The organism is Clostridia bacterium, assembly GCA_014360065.1.
In the GTDB taxonomy this organism is placed as follows: Bacteria; Bacillota; DSM-521; order Neomoorellales; family JACIYF01; genus JACIYF01.
In genome coordinates this window covers 1-18,801 of record JACIYF010000051.1, presented here as the reverse complement: position 1 = coordinate 18,801, position 18,801 = coordinate 1, and the positions used below count along the sequence as shown (strand labels likewise).

The 18,801-nt window shown below is 55.0% G+C and carries 17 protein-coding genes and 1 tRNA gene; 15 read left to right on the top strand and 3 right to left on the bottom strand.

Features of this window, described 5'->3' with window-relative positions:
* The 3 genes from H5U02_08870 to H5U02_08860 form a co-directional block, all read left to right on the top strand.
* On the top strand, window positions 1-649 hold a 649-nt coding region (locus H5U02_08870; protein ID MBC7342539.1), incomplete at its 5' end, for an N-acetylmuramoyl-L-alanine amidase.
* Window positions 650-1,306 carry a F420-0:Gamma-glutamyl ligase gene (locus tag H5U02_08865; protein MBC7342538.1) on the top strand — a complete coding sequence of 219 codons (657 nt, stop codon included), beginning with the start codon at window positions 650-652 and terminating at the stop codon, window positions 1,304-1,306.
* Between the two features lie 346 nt (window positions 1,307-1,652).
* Window positions 1,653-2,864, top strand: coding sequence for a PD40 domain-containing protein (locus H5U02_08860; GenBank protein MBC7342537.1), 1,212 nt, complete (start codon window positions 1,653-1,655; stop codon window positions 2,862-2,864).
* 43 nt (window positions 2,865-2,907) lie between these two features.
* On the opposite strand, the gene H5U02_08855 is transcribed toward H5U02_08860, so the two are convergent.
* Together H5U02_08855 and H5U02_08850 are read right to left on the bottom strand one after the other, a co-directional pair.
* Window positions 2,908-4,383 carry a sodium:solute symporter family protein gene (locus tag H5U02_08855; GenBank protein MBC7342536.1) on the bottom strand — a complete coding sequence of 492 codons (1,476 nt, stop codon included), beginning with the start codon at window positions 4,381-4,383 and terminating at the stop codon, window positions 2,908-2,910.
* Complete coding sequence (locus H5U02_08850; GenBank protein ID MBC7342535.1) at window positions 4,380-4,580, bottom strand: hypothetical protein; 201 nt, start codon at window positions 4,578-4,580, stop codon at window positions 4,380-4,382. The genes H5U02_08855 and H5U02_08850 overlap by 4 nt, the downstream gene beginning before the upstream one ends.
* A 178-nt stretch (window positions 4,581-4,758) precedes the next feature.
* Between H5U02_08850 and H5U02_08845 the strand changes: the two genes are divergently transcribed.
* The 11 genes from H5U02_08845 (at window position 4,759) to H5U02_08795 (ending at window position 17,137) form a co-directional block, all read left to right on the top strand.
* A complete protein-coding gene (locus H5U02_08845; GenBank protein MBC7342534.1) occupies window positions 4,759-6,237 on the top strand; it encodes a long-chain fatty acid--CoA ligase in 1,479 nt (492 codons plus the stop codon).
* Between the two features lie 19 nt (window positions 6,238-6,256).
* A complete protein-coding gene (locus H5U02_08840; protein MBC7342533.1) occupies window positions 6,257-6,934 on the top strand; it encodes a LysE family transporter in 678 nt (225 codons plus the stop codon).
* Window positions 6,935-7,015: 81 nt separating this feature from the next.
* A complete protein-coding gene (locus H5U02_08835) occupies window positions 7,016-7,552 on the top strand; it encodes a DUF2179 domain-containing protein (protein ID MBC7342532.1) in 537 nt (178 codons plus the stop codon).
* 300 nt (window positions 7,553-7,852) lie between these two features.
* Entirely contained in the window at window positions 7,853-9,151 is a 1,299-nt protein-coding gene (eam, locus tag H5U02_08830) for a glutamate 2,3-aminomutase (protein MBC7342531.1), read from the top strand.
* Between the two features lie 461 nt (window positions 9,152-9,612).
* Window positions 9,613-10,761, top strand: coding sequence for a formate/nitrite transporter family protein (locus H5U02_08825; protein MBC7342530.1), 1,149 nt, complete (start codon window positions 9,613-9,615; stop codon window positions 10,759-10,761).
* Between the two features lie 23 nt (window positions 10,762-10,784).
* Window positions 10,785-11,075, top strand: a complete 291-nt coding sequence (locus H5U02_08820; GenBank protein MBC7342529.1) for a hypothetical protein — start codon at window positions 10,785-10,787, stop codon at window positions 11,073-11,075.
* Window positions 11,076-11,482: 407 nt separating this feature from the next.
* Window positions 11,483-12,640 carry an iron-containing alcohol dehydrogenase gene (locus tag H5U02_08815; protein ID MBC7342528.1) on the top strand — a complete coding sequence of 386 codons (1,158 nt, stop codon included), beginning with the start codon at window positions 11,483-11,485 and terminating at the stop codon, window positions 12,638-12,640.
* A gap of 53 nt (window positions 12,641-12,693) precedes the next feature.
* On the top strand, window positions 12,694-14,331 hold the full coding sequence (locus H5U02_08810) for a GAF domain-containing protein (protein ID MBC7342527.1): 1,638 nt from the start codon (window positions 12,694-12,696) through the stop codon (window positions 14,329-14,331).
* Window positions 14,332-14,352: 21 nt separating this feature from the next.
* Entirely contained in the window at window positions 14,353-16,083 is a 1,731-nt protein-coding gene (locus H5U02_08805; protein ID MBC7342526.1) for a sigma-54-dependent Fis family transcriptional regulator, read from the top strand.
* Between the two features lie 265 nt (window positions 16,084-16,348).
* Window positions 16,349-16,969, top strand: a complete 621-nt coding sequence (locus H5U02_08800) for a GNAT family N-acetyltransferase (GenBank protein ID MBC7342525.1) — start codon at window positions 16,349-16,351, stop codon at window positions 16,967-16,969.
* 93 nt (window positions 16,970-17,062) lie between these two features.
* Window positions 17,063-17,137, top strand: a tRNA-Val gene (locus H5U02_08795).
* 61 nt (window positions 17,138-17,198) lie between these two features.
* Here the strand turns inward: H5U02_08795 and H5U02_08790 are convergent.
* Window positions 17,199-18,311, bottom strand: coding sequence for an endospore germination permease (locus H5U02_08790; GenBank protein MBC7342524.1), 1,113 nt, complete (start codon window positions 18,309-18,311; stop codon window positions 17,199-17,201).
* 106 nt (window positions 18,312-18,417) lie between these two features.
* Here H5U02_08790 and H5U02_08785 point away from each other — a divergent pair.
* The coding region (locus H5U02_08785; GenBank protein MBC7342523.1) for a spore germination protein at window positions 18,418-18,801 on the top strand (384 nt) is incomplete at its 3' end.

The following is an 18,801-nucleotide window of genomic DNA, read 5'->3' as shown; positions in this document are numbered from 1 at the left end:
CACCCTTTACCGACTGGAAGAGACGCCCGGCCTCCCCTTCCGCACCCGGCTGTATTTGGACCGGTCCCCTTTACGGAAGATTGTGGCCGGGCAGACCATATTGGTTGACCCTGGACATGGTGGCAGGGACTGGGGAGTGCGGGGGCCGATCAACCTGTGGGAGAAAAAGGTGGTCCTATCCATTGCCCAATATCTGGAGGAGCACCTTTTGGAGCTAGGAGCCAAACCAGTGTTAACCCGCCGGGACGACCGTGTGGTGCCGCAGGCGGAGCGGATGGCGCTGGCGGCCCGTACCAGGCCAGCGGCGGCAATAAGTCTGCATACTGGCCAAGCTCCCAGCCCACGAGTCCGGGGGGTACGGACCATGCACCCGCCTACGGCGCCCAGCCGGGACCTGGCCCAATCAGTTCACCAGGCCATCTTGGATAAAATGAGGCTTCCGGACCGGCGCTGCACCCCCCAGTCCGGTTTGCCCTGGCCCCGGCAGATTCCGGTGGCTCACATTGAAACCGTATGCCTCACCAACGGGCTAGATGAGGCCCTGCTGCGTAGCCCGGTCTTTAAGTCCCGCCTGGCTCGAGCCATCGCCAACGGGGTGATGGATTATCTCGGCCAAATCCAAATGGCGAAGGCGAAAGGAGGCAGCTAAGTGCCCTTGGTGCCTGTACCTCTGCGCACCCATGTAGTAACCGCCCGGGACGATATCGCTGATGTGGCCCGGCGCTACTGCCACCGTATCGCTGCACCGGGAGACGCGCTGGCCATTTCTGAGACGGTAGTAGCTATCACCCAGGGGCGAGCCATCTTGCCTGAGACGGTGCGCCCCCGGATGCTGGCCCGATTTTTGTGCCGCTTCCCCGACAAAGATGGTAGCCTGGCTACGCCGGCGGCTATGGAGCTGGCCTTCCAGGAAGTGGGTACCATGCGTATTCTCAAGGGGGCGATGGCTGCCGCCTGGGGTCGCTTAACTGGCAAGCGGGGCCGGTTTTTTGAAGTGGCCGGCCAAGAATTAGCCCTGTTTGACGATATTGCCGGTACCATGGCGCCCTTTGACCGGCACATAGTCATGGGACCCAAGAATCCTGATCAAGTGGCCCGGCAGGTAAAAGAAGTTGTAGGCATCGATGTTTGCATCACTGATGTCAACGACCGCGGTTGTGTGGATGTCCTGGGGCTGGCAACCGACCTGGAAGACCCCCAGGCTATTGATGCCCTTAAGCATGAAATTGAAGCTGCCTTAAAGACCAATCCCGGCGGCAACGATGACGAACAAACGCCCCTGGTGCTATTAAAGCGAATCGGCTAGGCCGAATAGCCATTAGGCGTAGGTCGGCTAACCGGCCATGTACTGCATGGTAGCGTCAGTGAATACTCCTACCCTAGCCTTTTCTCCATGCCGATCCTCTAGGAGGCCGAGAACTTCACCCCAGGTTTTGGCCCAGCGCACTTTCCTTGCAGGGCCGAACCATTCTCCGCTGGCGTAATCGGGAAAGGGACTAAAGACGATTACTACTGGAGGGGCCGATCATCGCTAGCGAAGATGGGGCAACATTAGAACACTTGGGAACTTTTTCCAAGACCCAGCCGTCTTATCTATTAGTGCGAATCTATCAAACCTAAATTGTCACGGAAAGGCTGGCGTAGGTAAAGGGATGGTTGGGAAAAAGTTTGGGAAGCTGCTCACACTGATTAGCCTCTTGGTTCTTCTGAGCTTGGTTGCCAGCAGTTGTTCCCGGCTAGCCGGGGACTCTTCCAGCTCCGAAACTGACGACGGTGCCAATGGGCGGCGGGTTCCAGCGAGTCGGGTGGTAGTAGCGGAAAAGGGGGAACCAGGGGAAATCGTATGGTTGAACAATTACCAGGTGGCGTACACAGTTCAGGATATCTTTGCCGGTAAAAGCCAGCTGAAACTGCTAGACCTGGTCACCGGTCAGGCAGTAGTCTTGGACGAAAACAACGGTGATTCGGCCTTGGCAGCCTCGCCCGACGGTTGCTATTTAGCCTACCCAAGGATAGCTACCGGCGCTTCTCCCCAGCCTTCACCGGATGCTAGTTCTCCTGAAGACGAGCACCTTAGTCTCAACTTGATGGTCTACAACTTGACGACCAAGAAAAGCCAAGTAGCAGTGGAGGGCTTAAGCGCGGGCCCTGTCGATATAGCTTGGTCGCCGCAAGGGGACCGAATAGCGTTTTGCGACTTGCGAGGCTTGTGGGTGGCGCAGATTGAGCCCGGAGCCCAGGCGGGGGCTACCCTTGCGGTGAAGGCTCAGTTGCTGGTGCCATCGACGGATGCTTCCAGCGAGCAAGCTCAGGTCCCCCGCAAAGTGCGCTGGTCGCCCGACGGAAAATGGTTAGCCTATTCCTTGGGGCTGTGGGAGGGGTTTGGTTGGGTCCTAAAAGTTGGGGCGCAAGGGGGCGAGCCGGTAAGGATTACCCGCATCAGCGATGTTTGGCCGCAAGGGTGGTCGCCAGACGGGAAGCGGCTACTTTTGAAGCTTACTCCTTATGGTTCCGAGGAGCTGGAAGAGCTGTGGTTGCTGGAAGTGGAAAGCCAAAAGGAAGAGCGATTGGGGGAAGGAAAATATCAGGCGGTGGCTGGAGCATGGCTGCCCGATGGCAACCTGGTGGTAGCCATCACCCAGGATGATCAAGTACGGGTGATGAAATACTTTCTTGACACGGGCAAACAGGAGTTGGTGGTAACGGAAAAGGGCTGCGTTTATGATCTGGCCCTCTCTCCCGATGGCCGGATGGTAGCCTACCAAGTGAGAGGAGGGACAGGCGGCGCGCCGGGCGCGCCCGGCGCGCCGCCTGAGGCCGGAGGCTGTTCGGTGGTGGTTCAACCCCTTAACCCCACCATCTAGCTTCCAGACATATAGCCTCCAATCTAGCGCCGCCAACCTCAGTTTAGAGGACTTGCTTGGCCTCTAGTTCTTTCTTAATGCCCTCAACGTAAGCATCGGCGCCGGTGGGTGGTGGACTAAGGAAGCTCACTAGTAAAAGTAAGGCCGTACTGGCTAGCAAAGTCCAGACTCCAGGCCAGATACCCAAGGGTTGCAAGCGTCCGAATTGGAGGTAAAGGGCGACCAGCGCCCCGCCGGCAATGCTGGCCAGGGCTCCGGCAGCAGTAGCGCGCTTCCAGAAGAAGACGGCAAAAGTGGCCGGCACGGTTACCAAGAGGCCGGTGGAGGCGGCCACCGAAAGGGTGGCGACCAGGTCGAGCCGCAGGTAAGCAAAAGCTAGGGCTGCGGCCGTAATCACCGGGATGATAAATTTCCCAACTGCCAGTTCCTGATCTTCGGAGATGGAGGGCCGGAGCGGCCGGTAGACATCTCGGGCGAACATGGAGGAGAGGGTCAAAAGAATGCTATCGATGGTAGAGATGGCGGCGGCCATGATTCCGGCCATGGCGATCAGGGCCAGGGCTGGGGGAATGCCGGCCGAGCCCAGCAAAGTGGGAGTAGCCATATCTGGTGATTTTAAGCCTGGCTCAAGGACTAGGGTAGAAAAGCCCCAGAGCACCGAGATTAAGGTATAGAGGAAGCCGAAGACCAAGAAGCCTCTCAGCATTACCCGCATGCTCCTTAGTGAAGGAGGGGCAAATAGCCGCTGGCTCACCTGAGGGTTAGAGAGGCAGAAGAAGAACCAGGGCAGGGTTAAGCCCAGGAAGGCTTGGAAATTGAAGAAACCGGGCCCGGGCACGGTGAGCCACTGGGGGTAGTCTTGTTCTAAAGTGGCGGTAAAGGTTGTCCAGCCACCCAGCAAGTGATAGACAGCATAGAAGAGCACCCCGGCGGCGGCAATGATCATCACTATGGACTGCAAAGCATCAGTCCAGGCCACCGAGCGCAAGCCGGCGATCCAGGCCCAGATGATGGCTAGGGCTCCGGCAATTAGAATCCCGGCCAAGTAGGGGATGGCGCCGTGGGACAGACCGTTTAACAGATAACCGATGCCCATGAGCTGAACGGCGCTGTAAGGAATGAGAAATACCAGAGCTGCCAACGCTGCTGCCATGCCTACCCAGCGGCTTTGGAAGCGATGGGCTAGCATTTCTGCGGGCGAGATGTAACCGTAGCGCTGGCCGGCTAGCCAGAAGCGGGGACCAAAGAAGACGGCCAGCACTAGGCCGGATAGATAAATCAACTCAAAGCCTAGCGCCCCTACTCCTCCCTTGTAGGTATAGCCGGCCAAGCCGATCATCATGAAAGCGCTATAGGTAGTGGCGCTATAGGTCAGGGCCCCCAACAGTCCCCCAATGGTGCGGTTGGCCAGGAAGAACTCCGTCATGCCCCGGCCGATATTGCGACGCGATAGGTAGGCAACCACGGTTCCCAAGATAGCATAAGCCACTAGGGTGAAATAAACCCAAAAGGGCGTCATCCATTCCACCTCCGCATTACCCGAAACATCATAATGATGGCTAAGAGGGCAAAGCCGACCCAGTAGAGAAAAGCTCCGTAGAATCTAGGTACTTGGTCTAAAGCTAAGAAAGGTACGGCATAGGCTGAGACTATAAGGGCCAAAAAAGCTAGGACCCAGGCCAGGCGTTTCCTAACCAGGTTATTTCCTTCACCCATTTCCTTCTCCCCCTGTCTTTACACATGTAAAGTCATCTAAAGCAACCTTACTATGTTAAACCTGGCTTGTCAATAACTTATTGTCGGCATATGGCAGTGATGTTACAATTAGGAGCTAGGGCTAGTCGTTGGTACTAAGGCCCAAAGGCACTCTGTTTAAGATTGGAGGAATCTAGCCTTGCGCATCTTTGAAGCCCACCGCCGCCACCAAGACCGGCAGCATCCAGCCTTGAGCTACCGCGGGCAAGTAATCAGCTATGGGGAACTGGATGAGCAGGTGAGCCGCTTTGCTGGCTATTTCCAGCACTTAGGGGTTCAGCCGGGAGACCGGGTAGCCATCTGTTCTCCCAACTGCCCCGAATTTGTTTACAGCTACCTGGGGGCCGCCTTGGCTGGAGCCATAGTAGTACCTATTAATTTAATGCTGTCCCTACCGGAAATTGCCTTTATCCTTCAGGATGCAGGGGTTTCCTGCTTGGTCATCCACCCGGTCATTCTCCAAAAAGTTTCCCTGCCTGCCGACGCCTCTAGCCTAGGCATCAAATCGCTGGTGGTATTGAATGAGGAAACCCTGGCGGCAATAAACCAAGCCGGGGAACCTCAACCGGTGAAGGTTAAGGAGGATGATACCTGTTCCCTCCTCTATACCTCTGGCACTACCGGAAAACCTAAGGGGGCTATGCTCACTCATTTTAACCTAATGAGCAACGTCCGGTCCTTGGATGAGGCGTCGGACCTTGGTCCTGACGATCGCTTTATTTGTGTTCTCCCCATGTTTCATAGTTTTGCCTGGACGGTATGCGTGCTGTTGCCGCTATACTTGGGTAGCACCATTTACATCCTGGACAGCTTTGGACCTAAAGAGCTTTTGCGAACCTTGGTGGAGGACAAGATTACAGTCTTTTGCGGGATTCCCTCCATGTTTGCGGTTTTGGTCCAGATGGGGGAGGCGGCCCAACTATCATTGAAGTTAGCCATCGCTGGGGGCGCGGGGTTGCCAGCCGAGGTGCAGAAAGGTTTTGAGGCTAAGTTTAGTTTTCCCCTCATTGAGGGATATGGCCTTTCCGAGGCCTCACCGGTTTGTTGCCTCAACCCGCTGGCCCCGGAAGCGGTTCGCAAACCTGGCTCCATAGGCATTCCCCTTCCCGGGGTGAAGATGCGGCTGGTGGATGATGAAGATCGCGACGTCCCTAGGGGCGAGGTTGGGGAGATCGTAGTTCAGGGTCCCAACGTGATGAAGGGCTACTGGAACCTGCCTGAGGCTACGGCCGAAACCTTGCGCAACGGCTGGCTGCACACTGGGGACCTGGGGCGTCAGGATGAGGATGGGTATTTCTATGTAGTGGATCGCAAGAAAGATATGATTATTTGCGCCGGATTCAACGTATATCCGCGCGAGGTAGAGGAAGTGCTTCTGACCCATCCCCAAGTGGTGGAGGCGGCGGTAGTGGGGGTGGGCGATCCGCTCAAGGGGGAGACGATAAAGGCCTTTGTAGTGTTGGAAGAGCAGGCTCAGCTTGATGGCCGGGCCTTGCAGGAATTTTTAAAGGACAGGATAGCCAGCTACAAAATTCCCCGACTTTGGGAATTTGTGTCTGAACTACCCAAGGGCGCAACCGGCAAGGTACTGAAGAAGCTCCTCAAGGAAGCTCGTTAGCTAGGGGAAGAGGTGCGCCATGGGGTTGTTGGGCCTATTTGTTACCGCTTTTTTGGTGGGACTGTCGGGAGCTATGGCTCCCGGCAGCCTGCTGGTAGTAACCATAAGCGAATCGGTCCGGCGAGGCTTCTCAGCCGGGCCTTTGATCTCGTTGGGGCATGCTCTGCTGGAGCTAGTCATGGTAGTGTTCTTAGCGGCTGGACTAGGGCAGGTCCTGGCTCACCACCAAGTCCTAGGTTTGGTTGGGATCTCGGGTGGGGTTATGCTGCTCTGGTTTGCCTATGCCACTTGGAAGGCGGCTGGCCAAGCTCAGCTTGCTTTGTCTTTGGACGCCGACCCCAAGGGCTGTGACCCGGCCCCATCCAGCCGGCTTCCATCCGGCCGCTGGGCTACGGTTGGGGCGGGGGTAGCTGCCAGCCTATCCAATCCCTATTGGATCCTTTGGTGGGCAACCATTGGCGCTGCTTATGTGGCTACAGCGGCTGGCTACGGTGCTACTGGAGTTGGGGTTTTCTACACCGGACACATTGCTTCCGATTTCCTTTGGTATAGCCTAGTGGCTTGGGCCATAGCTACCGGCAAGAGGTTCATCAACGATCGCGCTTATCGCCTTGCTCTTTATACTTGCAGCCTGTTTTTGGTGGCCTTGGCCATCTACTTTTTACAGTTGGGAATCAGATTAGCAATTAAAGGGTAACCACCTTCCGAATATAGAAAACGAATATAGAAAAGAGGAACCGACGAGGTATAGTTTTGCCGGGGAAGAGGAGGATGTTGGTTGGGTGAGTGGCTACCGCTGGTGGGAGGTTATTTCTTCATCTTCGGTGCCCGGGTGTGCGATGTATCGTTGGATGTACTAAGGATTCTGCTACTAATGCGGGGGCGCCGGGGAATAGCGGCAGCAGTGGGCTTCGTGGAGGTGAGCATTTTTGTCTTGGCCCTAAACCAGGTGTTGGCTGGAGGGCTGCATGATCCCCTAAAGGTGATTGCCTATGCCTCCGGCTTTGCTACCGGCAACCTAGTGGGGAGCGTAATTGAAAACAAGATGGCCTTGGGCTACCTTTCAGTGCAAGTATTTCCTGAGCCAGACTTGGCAGAGCGTTTTACCAGCGCCTTACGGGAGGCCGGCTACGGGGTCACTTGCGTTGAGGGGCATGGCCGGAGCGGAGATCGGACCATACTGTATTTGCTTCTGAAGCGAAGCGACTTGGGACGGGTTCTTGACATCCTTAATGAGTTAGATTCCCATGTATTCTTCAATGTTTCTGATGCCAGGGATATTCACGGAGGAATTTTTCCGCGCAAGAAGCGATAATAGTAGCCAAACCACAAATCTTATAGTATAATGAGAGCGCGAACTGAATAGAATTCACCTCGTGACCAGTTTGTGAGCGCTGAGTTCTTTCTTCGGAAAGAAGCGGGGGACCCATTTGTTTGGGGTGAATCCACTTATGGTGGTAGGGCTATCCTGTCAGTCCGAACCCGTCAGCTAACCCCGTAAGCGTGGGAGGAAGGCTAGTCTAAGGATGTGTGCCTTTTACCACCCCGGAGAAATGCGCCGGGGTTTTTTGATGCTGGTAAATGCGAAGCTGATGGAGATGAAAGGAGGAGGATTATGCTAGAAAAACGGATTGGCACTATCGGTATCACCGAAAGGTTCTTTCTCGGGGATTCGGCTGACGCCAGGAGCAAAAAGAGAAGAATTGCCGAAGAAAGAGCCCAAGAGCTACAATCGCGTATCCATGATTACCTGGAAGCCCAAAAGTACATCCCTACTGGTTTTGCCAGGGCAGAGGCTACCCAGCGCAATCGGGCCCGTATCCTGTCTGTGCTGGGAGGCACAGAGGAAGAATGGGCTGACTGGAAATGGCAAATGCGCAACCGCATCCGCAGCGCTGATGTATTAGGTGAGATTCTGGGGCTTTCTGAGGATGAGAAACAAGAAATCAAAGAAGTCGGTTGCCAGTACCGCTGGGCCATCTCACCCTATTACGCCAGCTTGATTGACCCGGAGGACCCGGATTCGCCGATTCGACAGCAAGCTGTTCCTTCCATCCAAGAGGTCCGGGACCGGTTCGGGGTTGAGGACCCCATGGCAGAGGAGTTTACTTCGCCAGCACCGGCGGTAACCAGACGTTATCCAGATCGGCTAATAATAAATGTCACCAACTGTTGTGCCATGTTTTGTAGGCACTGCCAGCGGCGCCGCAACATCGGCGAGGTGGATCAGCATACCCCCAAGGCTGATATTCAGGCAGCCCTGGATTACATCCGCCAACATGAGGAGATTCGTGACGTGCTGATTACTGGTGGTGACGCCTTGATGCTTAGCGACCGGGCCCTGGACTGGATCCTGGGGGAGCTGGACCGTATTCCTCATGTGGAAATTAAGCGGCTTGGCACCCGGGTATTGGTGACTTTGCCCCAGCGGGTTACTCCTGAACTGTGCGAAGTAATTGCCAAGCATCCGCCTATTTATATTAATACCCAGTTTAATCATCCCCGGGAGGTAACGCCGGAGGCAGCTGAGGCTTGCGACCGCCTGCTCCGGGCGGGAGCGGTGCTGGGAAACCAAGCGGTGCTATTAAAGGGGATCAACAACCACCCCTATGTTATGAAGAAGCTGAACCAAGAGCTCTTAAGGATTAGGGTTCGCCCCTACTATATCTTCCATGCCAAACCGGTGAAGGGAACTAGCCATTTCATTCCCCGAGTCGAGGATGGCATTGAAATCATGGAAAACTTGCGCGGCTATACCTCGGGGCTGGCCATTCCCACTTACATCATTAACGCTCCTGGAGGCTACGGCAAGGTACCGGTAATACCGCAATACCTGATCGATTCCTCCGAGGATACGGTTATCTTGCGAACTTGGGAAGGGCGAATTATCGAATACCCGAATCCGACAACCTGATTCCTGGCGACCCGATCCTGTGGCCCGCCAGAACCTACCTACCTACCTTGAGTACCCCTTAGCGGGTACTTTTCTTTTGGCTGCCGCACCAGCGGCAAAATCCACCGCATTTGCGGCTAGTAAAGCCGCAAATGTGGCCGGCATTGCTGGGCCATCCGCAGTTTAGCAGGGCTGAGTTGCCGGGCACCTCCATGGCGGAAGTTTTAGCTACTCGTAACAAGCCATGTCTGCCCCTAACCAATAGTACAAGACCATGTACTCATTTTGCCGCCCGGTTTCATCTCCAGGCCGAGTTGTATGATAACTTGCACTTGCTGCGATAGTCCAGTAGATTGCCAAATATTTTACTTCCTAAAACCTCGTTAGCCAATCTGCGGCATGATAGTTGCATTGGTAAAGGGTAAGCCAGGGCACTTAACCTGGGGAGATGGGGCAAAGGAGATATTGGGAGGTGAGGTAGTTTGCCTCAAGTATCGTGCGTGTACTGGCAAGAATACAACTCTATCAACGGGCCGGTTTGTTATTGCGAGGTGGCGGCTTTTGACAAGAAGCTTTCCGCTCAAGAGCTGGCTAAGATCGGGTGCACCCCAGAAAAACGCCGCCAATGCCTCAGCCTTATGGAGGCCCAGGTCGGCCGCGGAACGGTAGCGGCTACGCCGCCAGCGGTGGTAACCAACGCCTGTAATGCGCCCAAAGAAGTAGCTTCCAGTCACGTAGCCATAGCTGAAAACAAAGCCCGTTCCTCCTGGCTGACGCTGGTCATCCTAGGTATTCTTGCCGGGGCCTACATTGCTTTTGGGGCCGAGTTCTCGACCATGGTAACCCATGACCTGGCTGGCAAGGTTGGCGATGGGTTGACGCGATTGATTACCGGGATGGCTTTCTCGGTGGGACTGGTCATGGTGGTTATTGGTGGAGCGGAGCTGTTCACTGGCAATAACCTAATGGCTATCGGAGTACTCCAGGGGAGAGTCAGCGTGGGGCAACTGTTGCGTAACTGGGCCATCGTCTATTTGGCCAATTTTGCGGGATCGCTGGCGGTGGTAGGCATCATGTATGCTACCGGCTTGTGGGCTGTCAACGGAGGCTTGGTGGGGGCAAAGGCGGTAGCCATTGCCAATACTAAAGCTACCTTGAGTCTGGAACAAGCTTTCTTCCGTGGCATCATGTGCAACTGGCTGGTTTGCTTGGCGGTATGGCTAGCAACTGCCGGCCGGGATGTAATCTCCAAGATCGTGGGAATCATGCTGCCGATTACCGCCTTCGTGGCCAGCGGGTTTGAGCACAGCATCGCCAATATGTATTTCATCCCCATGGGGTTGGCGCTCAAAGGTGAGCCAATCGTGCTAGCTGCCCTGGCTAAAGCCGGCAACATATCGGTGGCTCAGGCCCAAGCTTCGTTGGCCGGGCTCACCTGGTCCAACTTCTTGCTAGGCAACTTATTATGGGTGACCATCGGCAACATCGTAGGTGGAGCCATCTTTGTGGGGACGGCATACTGGTCGGTCTATTTACGGCCAACAGCTAAGGCGGTGCGAGCCCAGCGGGCCGAGCAAGCCCAAGAAGGAATAACGGTGGGACAGGGAACGGCGGCGCCGGCAGCTAAGTAGACCATTAGAAAGGGGGAGCTTCCATGCAGGAGAAGAGGTGCGCGTACTGGAACGAGTACCATGCTCCCAACGGATGGATTTGCTTTTGTGACTTGGTAGCTTATGGGTGGGAAGTTAGTGATGAGGACCTAAAGCGGGCGGGGTGCAGCGCCGAGAAAAGGAGGGCCTGCCAGCTGGACATGGAGCGAGCCGTTGGTATGGGATTGGTCCCAACTGCTTGGCGGGAGAATTTGGTGGCCATGATGCCCCAACCTGGAAGGCAAGCCAAGATGGGCGCCGTCCAGGCTAAGGTTCAGGTTGGGGTTATCCAGTAGCAGCACCGGCCTATTGAGGCGCGAAGGTAGAAAAAGCCGAGAGCAGTAGTACGGCTGTTCTGGGCTTTTTCTGCTTCGAAGTGTTCCCTTGGGCGTTCAGTTGTACCCATGCCAAGCAGATCAAAGGTATTTTAGCTTTTTATGGGTTATTCCACTCGGCTGGGCCTGTTGGGGCTAGAAGTATTTCCTGGGGTGGGGATCCATGGTAGAATATAGGTGGGGTAGTGCTGCGGCCCAGTTAGAAGAAGCCACGGCGTCGTAGGGAACCTCGCCGGGGAGCGGTAATGCTGTAGGAGTGGCAGGAGAGGAAGGTTGCCAATACACCGGTAAATAGATTAGACTGAGGATTGTGAAGCAAATAACAAGTCTCGCGGTTATGACCAGCTGGGATTGGGTGGCGGCTAACAATGAACATCAGTAAGTTTGTTTCGCCGGAGATCATTTTTGGCCATGGCGCCTTGGCTCAGGTTGGGGAGTGCGCTCGCCGGCTAGGGGCTACCCAGGTTTTTTTGGTCAGCGACCCCGGGGTGGTTGAAGCGGGGTGGGCCGAGAAGGCTGGAAACAGCATTAAGGAAGCGGGGCTAGGGTATGTGACCTGGGCCGAGATTACCCCCAACCCCAAAGATGTCGAAGTAGAGGCTGGGGCGGAAGCTTATCTTCGCTCCGGCTGCGACGCCGTGGTAGCTATCGGTGGGGGTAGCGCCATTGATGCTGCCAAAGCCATAGCCATAGTGGCTACCAATGGCAGCCCCATCCATGCCTATGAAGGCGTGGACCGGATTAGGTTTCCCCTCCCGCCCATGGTCACCGTACCTTCCACTGCCGGCTCAGGATCGGAAGTATCTCAGTTTTCCATGATCGTAGACACCCGTCGGCAAGTCAAGATGACCATCGTATCCAAGTCGCTGGTTCCTGACATTTGCGTGACCGATCCCTTGCTGCTGGCCACGGTAGGCAACCGATTGACTGCCTATACCGGCTTGGAGGCGCTTACCCACGCCATCGAAGCTTACATATCCTTGGCAGCTACTGGGTTTACCGATGTCCATGCCTTGGCTGCTATTCGGTTGTTGGCAGTGCATTTGCCGGCGGCGGTGGCTAACCGTGGCAACCGGGAAGCCAAGACCGCTTTGGCTCAGGCTAGCCTGCATGCGGGCTTGGCTTTTTCCAACGCTATCTTGGGTCTGGTGCATGCCATTGCCCACCAGCTAGGAGGATTGCTTGATATACCCCAAGGGGAGGCAAACTCACTCCTTCTGCCCCATGTCCTGCGGTTTAACCTCATTGCTGCCATCGATAAATATATTAAGATTGCGGAAGCTCTGGGGGAAAACATAACTGGGCTGAGCCGGATGGCAGCCGCCCAAAAGGCAGTGGAAGCAGTGGAAGACTTGTGCCGACGTGTGGGGGTAAAGCCTACCTTGTCAGGCCTGGGCATTACCAAGGAACATGTGGGCCAGCTGGCTAGCAATGCGGTCAACGATGCTTGCATCGTTACCAATCCCCGGGATGTAACTAAGGAGGATATAGAAAGCATCCTGCTTACTGCCCTAGCAAGTGAATAGGCCAGTCGTTGAGGACAAAAAGTTTGGTTCAACCACTGGTGGGGGGAGTTGGCGTGCTTGAAAGCCGCAACTTGATGATCGAGAAGCTGACCGGCATTCATTCTTCCAAAAAGACTTATTATGTGGAGTTGCGCCGGCGGCTGCAAGAGATTGGGCGCCGCAATCTCCAGCTTGAGATCATGAACCGTTTGGCCAAAAGCATCAAGGTCAACATGTCTTTAGAAGAGATGTTGCAGAGCCTGGCCGAGGCTTTAGGGGAAGTAGTTATCTTCGATCAGTTGGGCCTTTACATTAACCAAAGGGAACAGTTGCAGCTCATGACCAGCTATCCCCGGGAGAATGCCGGTTTGAGTCCAGTCTTTCCCTTTGCCGGGGATCAAAAGCTGATAAGCGAGTTGCGCAATGGTACCAGCGTGGTCTGGACCGATAATCATTCTCAGCCTGCCTCTTCGGAAGGCCAGGCCTTGGCAGCGAGGGGCATAAAATCAGCGGCCATAATTCCATTGGTCAGCAAGGAGGAGCTTTTGGGGGTATTGCTTTTAGGTTCTGGCCGGGAGGACGCCTATACGGGGCGGGACCTGCTGTTTTTGGAGCAGCTGGGAGACCAGCTGGTGGTAAGCATTCAAAACGCGCGCCTTTATAACGAAGTGGTTCAGGTCCAGCGGGATTGGGAAAAGACCTTGGATGCCGTGACCGATATGCTGATCTTTATTGATTGCGAGCACCGCATAGTCCGGTTCAACAAGGCTCTGCCCGCCTACGTGCACAGAAAGGGCAAGGAGATCGCTGGTTCCAAGTGTTACCAAGTGCTGATGGAAAGGGAGACCCGGTGCGAAGCCTGCCCGGTGGTAGAGGCAAGCCAGACCGGCAACCGCGCTTTTCACCAAATGCGCTTGCCCCGGGGAGAGATTCTCGATGTATTCGCCTACCCGGCTTTTGATGAGAAGGGCCACTTCTACGGAGCTATTCTTTATGCCAAGGATGTTACCCAGCTGGTGTACTCCTCCCGATTTGTAGCCTTGGGGGAAATGGCGGCAGGGGTAGCCCACGAGCTTAACAGCCCTTTGACCGCGATCTTGGGAGATGCCCAGCTGCTGCTTCGGGATCTCGACCCCAATGACCCCCAAGCGGAGCTGCTCCAAGATATAAAGAACTGCGGCTTTCGCTGCAAGCGCACCATCGAAAACCTGTTGGCTTTCTCTCGCCAGGAGGAGTATAAGCTGGAGCTGGTGAGCATCAATCAGGTGGTCGAAAGAGCCCTGGCTTTGGTGGCTTACCAGATTGAGAAGGGCGGCATAATCATTGAAAAGCAGCTAGCCAGCGCTCTGCCCCATATCTGGGGCAGCCCGCAAAGGTTGGAGCAAGTGATAGTCAACTTGCTCTTAAATGCCAAGGATGCGGTGGAGGAGGGTTCGGGGCCGAAAACCATCCAGGTAAGCACTTGCCTGCGGCCCACCGAGGAGCTGGCTATAACCATTGCCGACACCGGCCGGGGAATAGCGCCCGAGAATCTGTCCAAGATCTTTAACCCCTTCTTTACCACCAAGCCCCGCGGCAAGGGCACTGGCCTGGGGCTTTCGGTCAGCCTGGGCATCGTCGAGAACCACGGAGGTAGGATCGAGGTGCAAAGCCGCGAGGGGGAAGGCAGTGCCTTTACGGTGGTGCTGCCTACAAGGCTGCCGGAAAGCTGAGGGCATGGGGGATGAACTGGCATGGCCCGGGAAGTGCAGGTTTTGGTTGTGGATGATGAAGTAGAGGTGCTTAATTTCTTTCGGCACCTATTATCTCGACGGAATTACCGGGTATATGTATCTGAGTCCGGAGCTCGGGCTCTGGAGCTAGTGAAGGGCAGCGAAAGCCCGGGCAGCTTTGATCTAGCACTGATCGACCTTAAGCTGCCTGACATGGACGGGCTTTTCCTATTGCAGCAGATTAAGAATATCCAACCCAGTTGCGAAGTAATCATTATGACCGGATATAGTGCCATTAGATCAGCCGTACAGGCTATCCAAATGGGAGCCTACGACTATATTGAGAAGCCGTTTGAGATCATTGACGATTTGGAGGAATTGATAGAGCGGGCGCTGCGGTTAGAAGCAGTAGAGGCAGAGCTGGGAGAGATCGTCTCCCGCTTTGGCTTTGTAGTTGGTCGCAGCGCCGCCATGCGCAACCTGGTGGCCACTGCTAAGAAGATTGCCCAAAAGGACATAACTGTCCTCATCCAGGGCGAAACCGGAACCGGCAAAGAGGTGCTGGCTCGTTTTATCCACGGGGTGAGCAAGCGCGCTCACCAGCCCATGGTGGCGGTCAACTGCGGGGCCTTCACCGAAACTCTCTTGGAGAGTGAGCTGTTTGGCCATGAGCGAGGCAGCTTTACCGGGGCTACTGGCCTCAGACGGGGCGTTTTTGAAATGGCCAACCATGGAACTTTGTTCTTGGACGAAATCGGGGCCGCCAGCCTTTCCATTCAGGTAAAACTACTGCGGGTTTTGGAAACCGGTGAGTTCTTCCGAGTGGGAGGCGAAAAGCCGCTAGTCACCGATGTGCGTATCATTGCTGCCACCAATACCGATCTTCAAGACGAAGTGCAGGCCAAGCGCTTTCGTGACGACCTCTTCTACCGTCTCGACGTAGCCTCCTTGTACATTCCTCCTCTGCGCGAGCGCCGCGAGGATATTCCCGTCCTGGTTGAGTATTTTGCCCGCCAGCGTCGAGCTGAAGGTCCCGGGCGCGAGGGTCAGCCCATCCGGTTTTCGCCGGAGGCCATGCAGCTCATGCAGGAATACGATTGGCCCGGCAATGTTCGGGAGCTAGCCAATGCTGTGGCTCAAGCAGTGGCCCTAAGCGAAAACCGGGTGATCTACTCCCGCCATCTACCACCCAAGATTAGTCGGCGCAAGCTGCTTGTTCCTGGTGGTGGGGGAGGTAAGGATTATCAAGAGGAGGAGACGGAATCTGGATCTGGCCAGGCCGCCGAAGGATTAGGTCAATCAATGGCGCCTGGAGCTGAACTCGGGAAGCTTCCTCGAGAGGGAGCAGGGGAGACGGATAAGGGCGCTACCGGCGCGAAAGATGCAGGCCAGGCGGGTGAAGCTCAGCCCCTGGCTGATAGCCATCAGAAAGCGCTAGAGGTCTTGGATCAAGCCTGGCAGAGCGCCATTAAAGCCTTTTTAGGTAGTGTTGATCTTACTAAAGGCTTCCCGTTTGAGCAGTTGATGGAGAAATTGCGAAAGGCGGAATTGGAAGTGGGGAAAGCGCTAATCACCCAGGCTTTGAAAGAATGCATGGGGGATCAGCGAGCTGCGGCCCAGCTTTTGGGAATCAGCCCTAGAGAGCTTCGCTACCAGCTTCGGGAAAGAGGTAAGGAACGAAAAAGGGGCGGGAAGAGCTGGAACGGCCAATGCGGCCCAAGCGAGCCAAGCAAAGCAAGCAGCCAAAGCTAAGTAAGTGGGCCGAGTGGTTCGAGCAGGCGAAGCGAACAAGACGGACCAAGCAGCCAATTGAGCCTGGTCAAATAGCTGAATTATTAGCAATGGTTGCGCTTCTAGGATTTGTAAAATATTTTGTGAAGGATTGCACAAGCCCAAACCATGCTATATAATGAAGGTGGGCTTGGTTAGAAGCATTCATTCGGGGGGCGGGAATATGCGTACCGAGTTTCCCGAGGCGATAAAGGCAAGAACGCCGGCAAGCGGTGGCGGGGAGCCAATTGCCTCGGAATGGTATGAGACTCCGGCAGGGGTAGTTCAAGTTTGGGGCCCAATTTGTCCAGAAAAGTTACGCACCCTTCGAATGGATCCTACCCTAAGCCATTTTCGTCCTGCCCAACGCCAACATCAAGCCCTAATCAACATTGCTCTGCGGGCAGGAAGCCGCATTTACATCGTCCAGCATCAAGATGTTATTGTTGGCTATATGACCTTCCATGTCCCGGAACCGATCGAGGGCTGGGACACCCAAGCTGCTCCTTCGCTGTTGGAATTGGGGGGTATCGAGGTGGCGCCGGCCTGGAGGGGGTTTGGCCTAGGTCACGCTTTGCACCGGGTTGCCTTTGGCAACGACTGGATCGAGGATTACATTATTTTTTCCACCGAATATTACTGGTCCTGGGATCTCAAGGGTTCGGGCCTGTCGGTATGGGATTACCGCCATATCATGAAGAAGGTTATGGACCGGGTGGGGCTTGTCCAATACCCTACTAACGACCCAGATATCTGTTCTCACCCGGCCAATATGCTTACTGCTCGCATTGGCAGCCGGGTGCCCCTCGAAGAAGTTGAGGCCTTCCATTATATGCGCCAACACCGCTACCACCTAAAAACCAACTAGCCTTGGGGGACCCCGGTGAGCTTGGCGGGAGTTTTTGTGCTCTTGATTCAGGGGTGGGGCTGTGTTAGAATATCCTCGTCGGTGAATAGATAAGGGCGCGTAGCTCAGTGGGAGAGCGCTTGACTCACATTCAAGAGGTCGCAGGTTCAATCCCTGCCGTGCCCACCAGTTCCCTTCATGAGCAGGAGGGAACTTTTGTTTTACGACTGGTCTGCCACACGGCGTTAACTTAGCGGTTATCTTTGGCTGGCTTGGAGCCTATGCCTCGGGCCGCAGCTACGACGAGCATTAGAGCTGGGATCAACACCTCAAAGATCGGGGCGTAGACTGGCCATTCGGTAAAAGCAAAGGTAAGCATGTGGATGATATTGTCGTAAACCAGAATACTTAAAGAAACGATGATAATCCCCAAAGGAACCAGCAGCGGGCGATAGTCCCTAAGGTTGAGCAGTTCAGCAGTCCCTAAGGCCAGGGCGTAGTAGCCCAGGGTGGCCTTCAAATAAGTCCCGAAGGTCCAGACAAAGATGACCAGAGCGTCCAGCCGCTGCACAAAATCAGCTAGGTTAATTTCCCTTACTACCAAATAGGTGGTAAATACGCTGCGACGGGCTTCGGCGGGACCCAACACTACAATGTTCCTGATTTGGGTTAGCGTCAGTAATGCTCCTATTAGTCCCAAAGCCCATATGCTGGTGCGAGCGGTTTGCGGGAGGCGATTGACTAAAGGGAATACCATTCCCAATAGTATGGCTTCCCCGAACGGGAAGGCAAAGCTTGCCCATCCTCCCCGCAATACTGGCAGCCACCCGCTTTCCAGGATTGGCTGCAGTTGCTCGGGATGGGCCAGGTTAGGGGTAATTATGGCGAGGAAATCTAAGGTCATAATTGTAACTACCAGCCACGGCAGCAATATTTGGGCGCAGCGGGCTAGCACCTCAATGCCATAGGATAGGGTCCAAGCGCAGAGGCCGACCAGCACTATAGCAAATACTAGTATCGGGGTCGCCGGCATGATTGCGGTCACATAGAGCTCGCCGATATTGCGGATTACCAGCGAGGTTAAATGAAGGAAGAACCACAGATAACCCAAGCTCACGAGGCTACCCAGCCAACGCCCCAGTAGGTGGCGGGCGGTCCCTACCAGGGTCTGTCCTGGTAGCCGAAGGCTCAAAGCCAGCCATAGCTTCAATGCACCTAGGCCTAAGATAGTGGCAACAATCAAGGAGATCCACGCATCGCGCCCAGCTGGGCCTAGCGGCATTAATAAGGTTGAGGTTCCGATTAATAAACTGGCCAGCAGTACAGAGAACTGACCAGGACTAATTCTGCCCTCCTCGCGCATGCCGCCTTGACCTCCTTGTCACCTATTTTTCCCCAACAGGCCAACTTATTGCATCTTTTGTATACTCTTACCTGGCTACGGCAAAATAAGATCGGTGATCGAAAGGGTGACTACTTTAAGATATTTAAGGCGAATGATCCGCCAGGCTAAGGGATATGGTCGACCAGCGCAATCGTCAGGTTCGGTCCCACCAGCCCAATCCCGAATTCCCGTTTCCTCTGCACTGGAAACCAATTTACAAACGATCCAGTCCCTGTTAGGAAATAGTGCTGACTTAGTAATACGTAAACTGAAGGTAGGATCTACCCGTGCAGCCATTGCCTTTATTAATGGTCTCGCCAACAGGTTCATGATCGAAAGCCAAGTGGTAAAACCGTTGCTACAAAAGGGAGAAAGCCAAAAGGTGCTTAGCCTCCATTGGGTTAGAGATCAAGGGGTTTCCGTAGCGGAAGTGTATAGGGGCACCGTCTCCGCCGACTGCAGGGCTCTC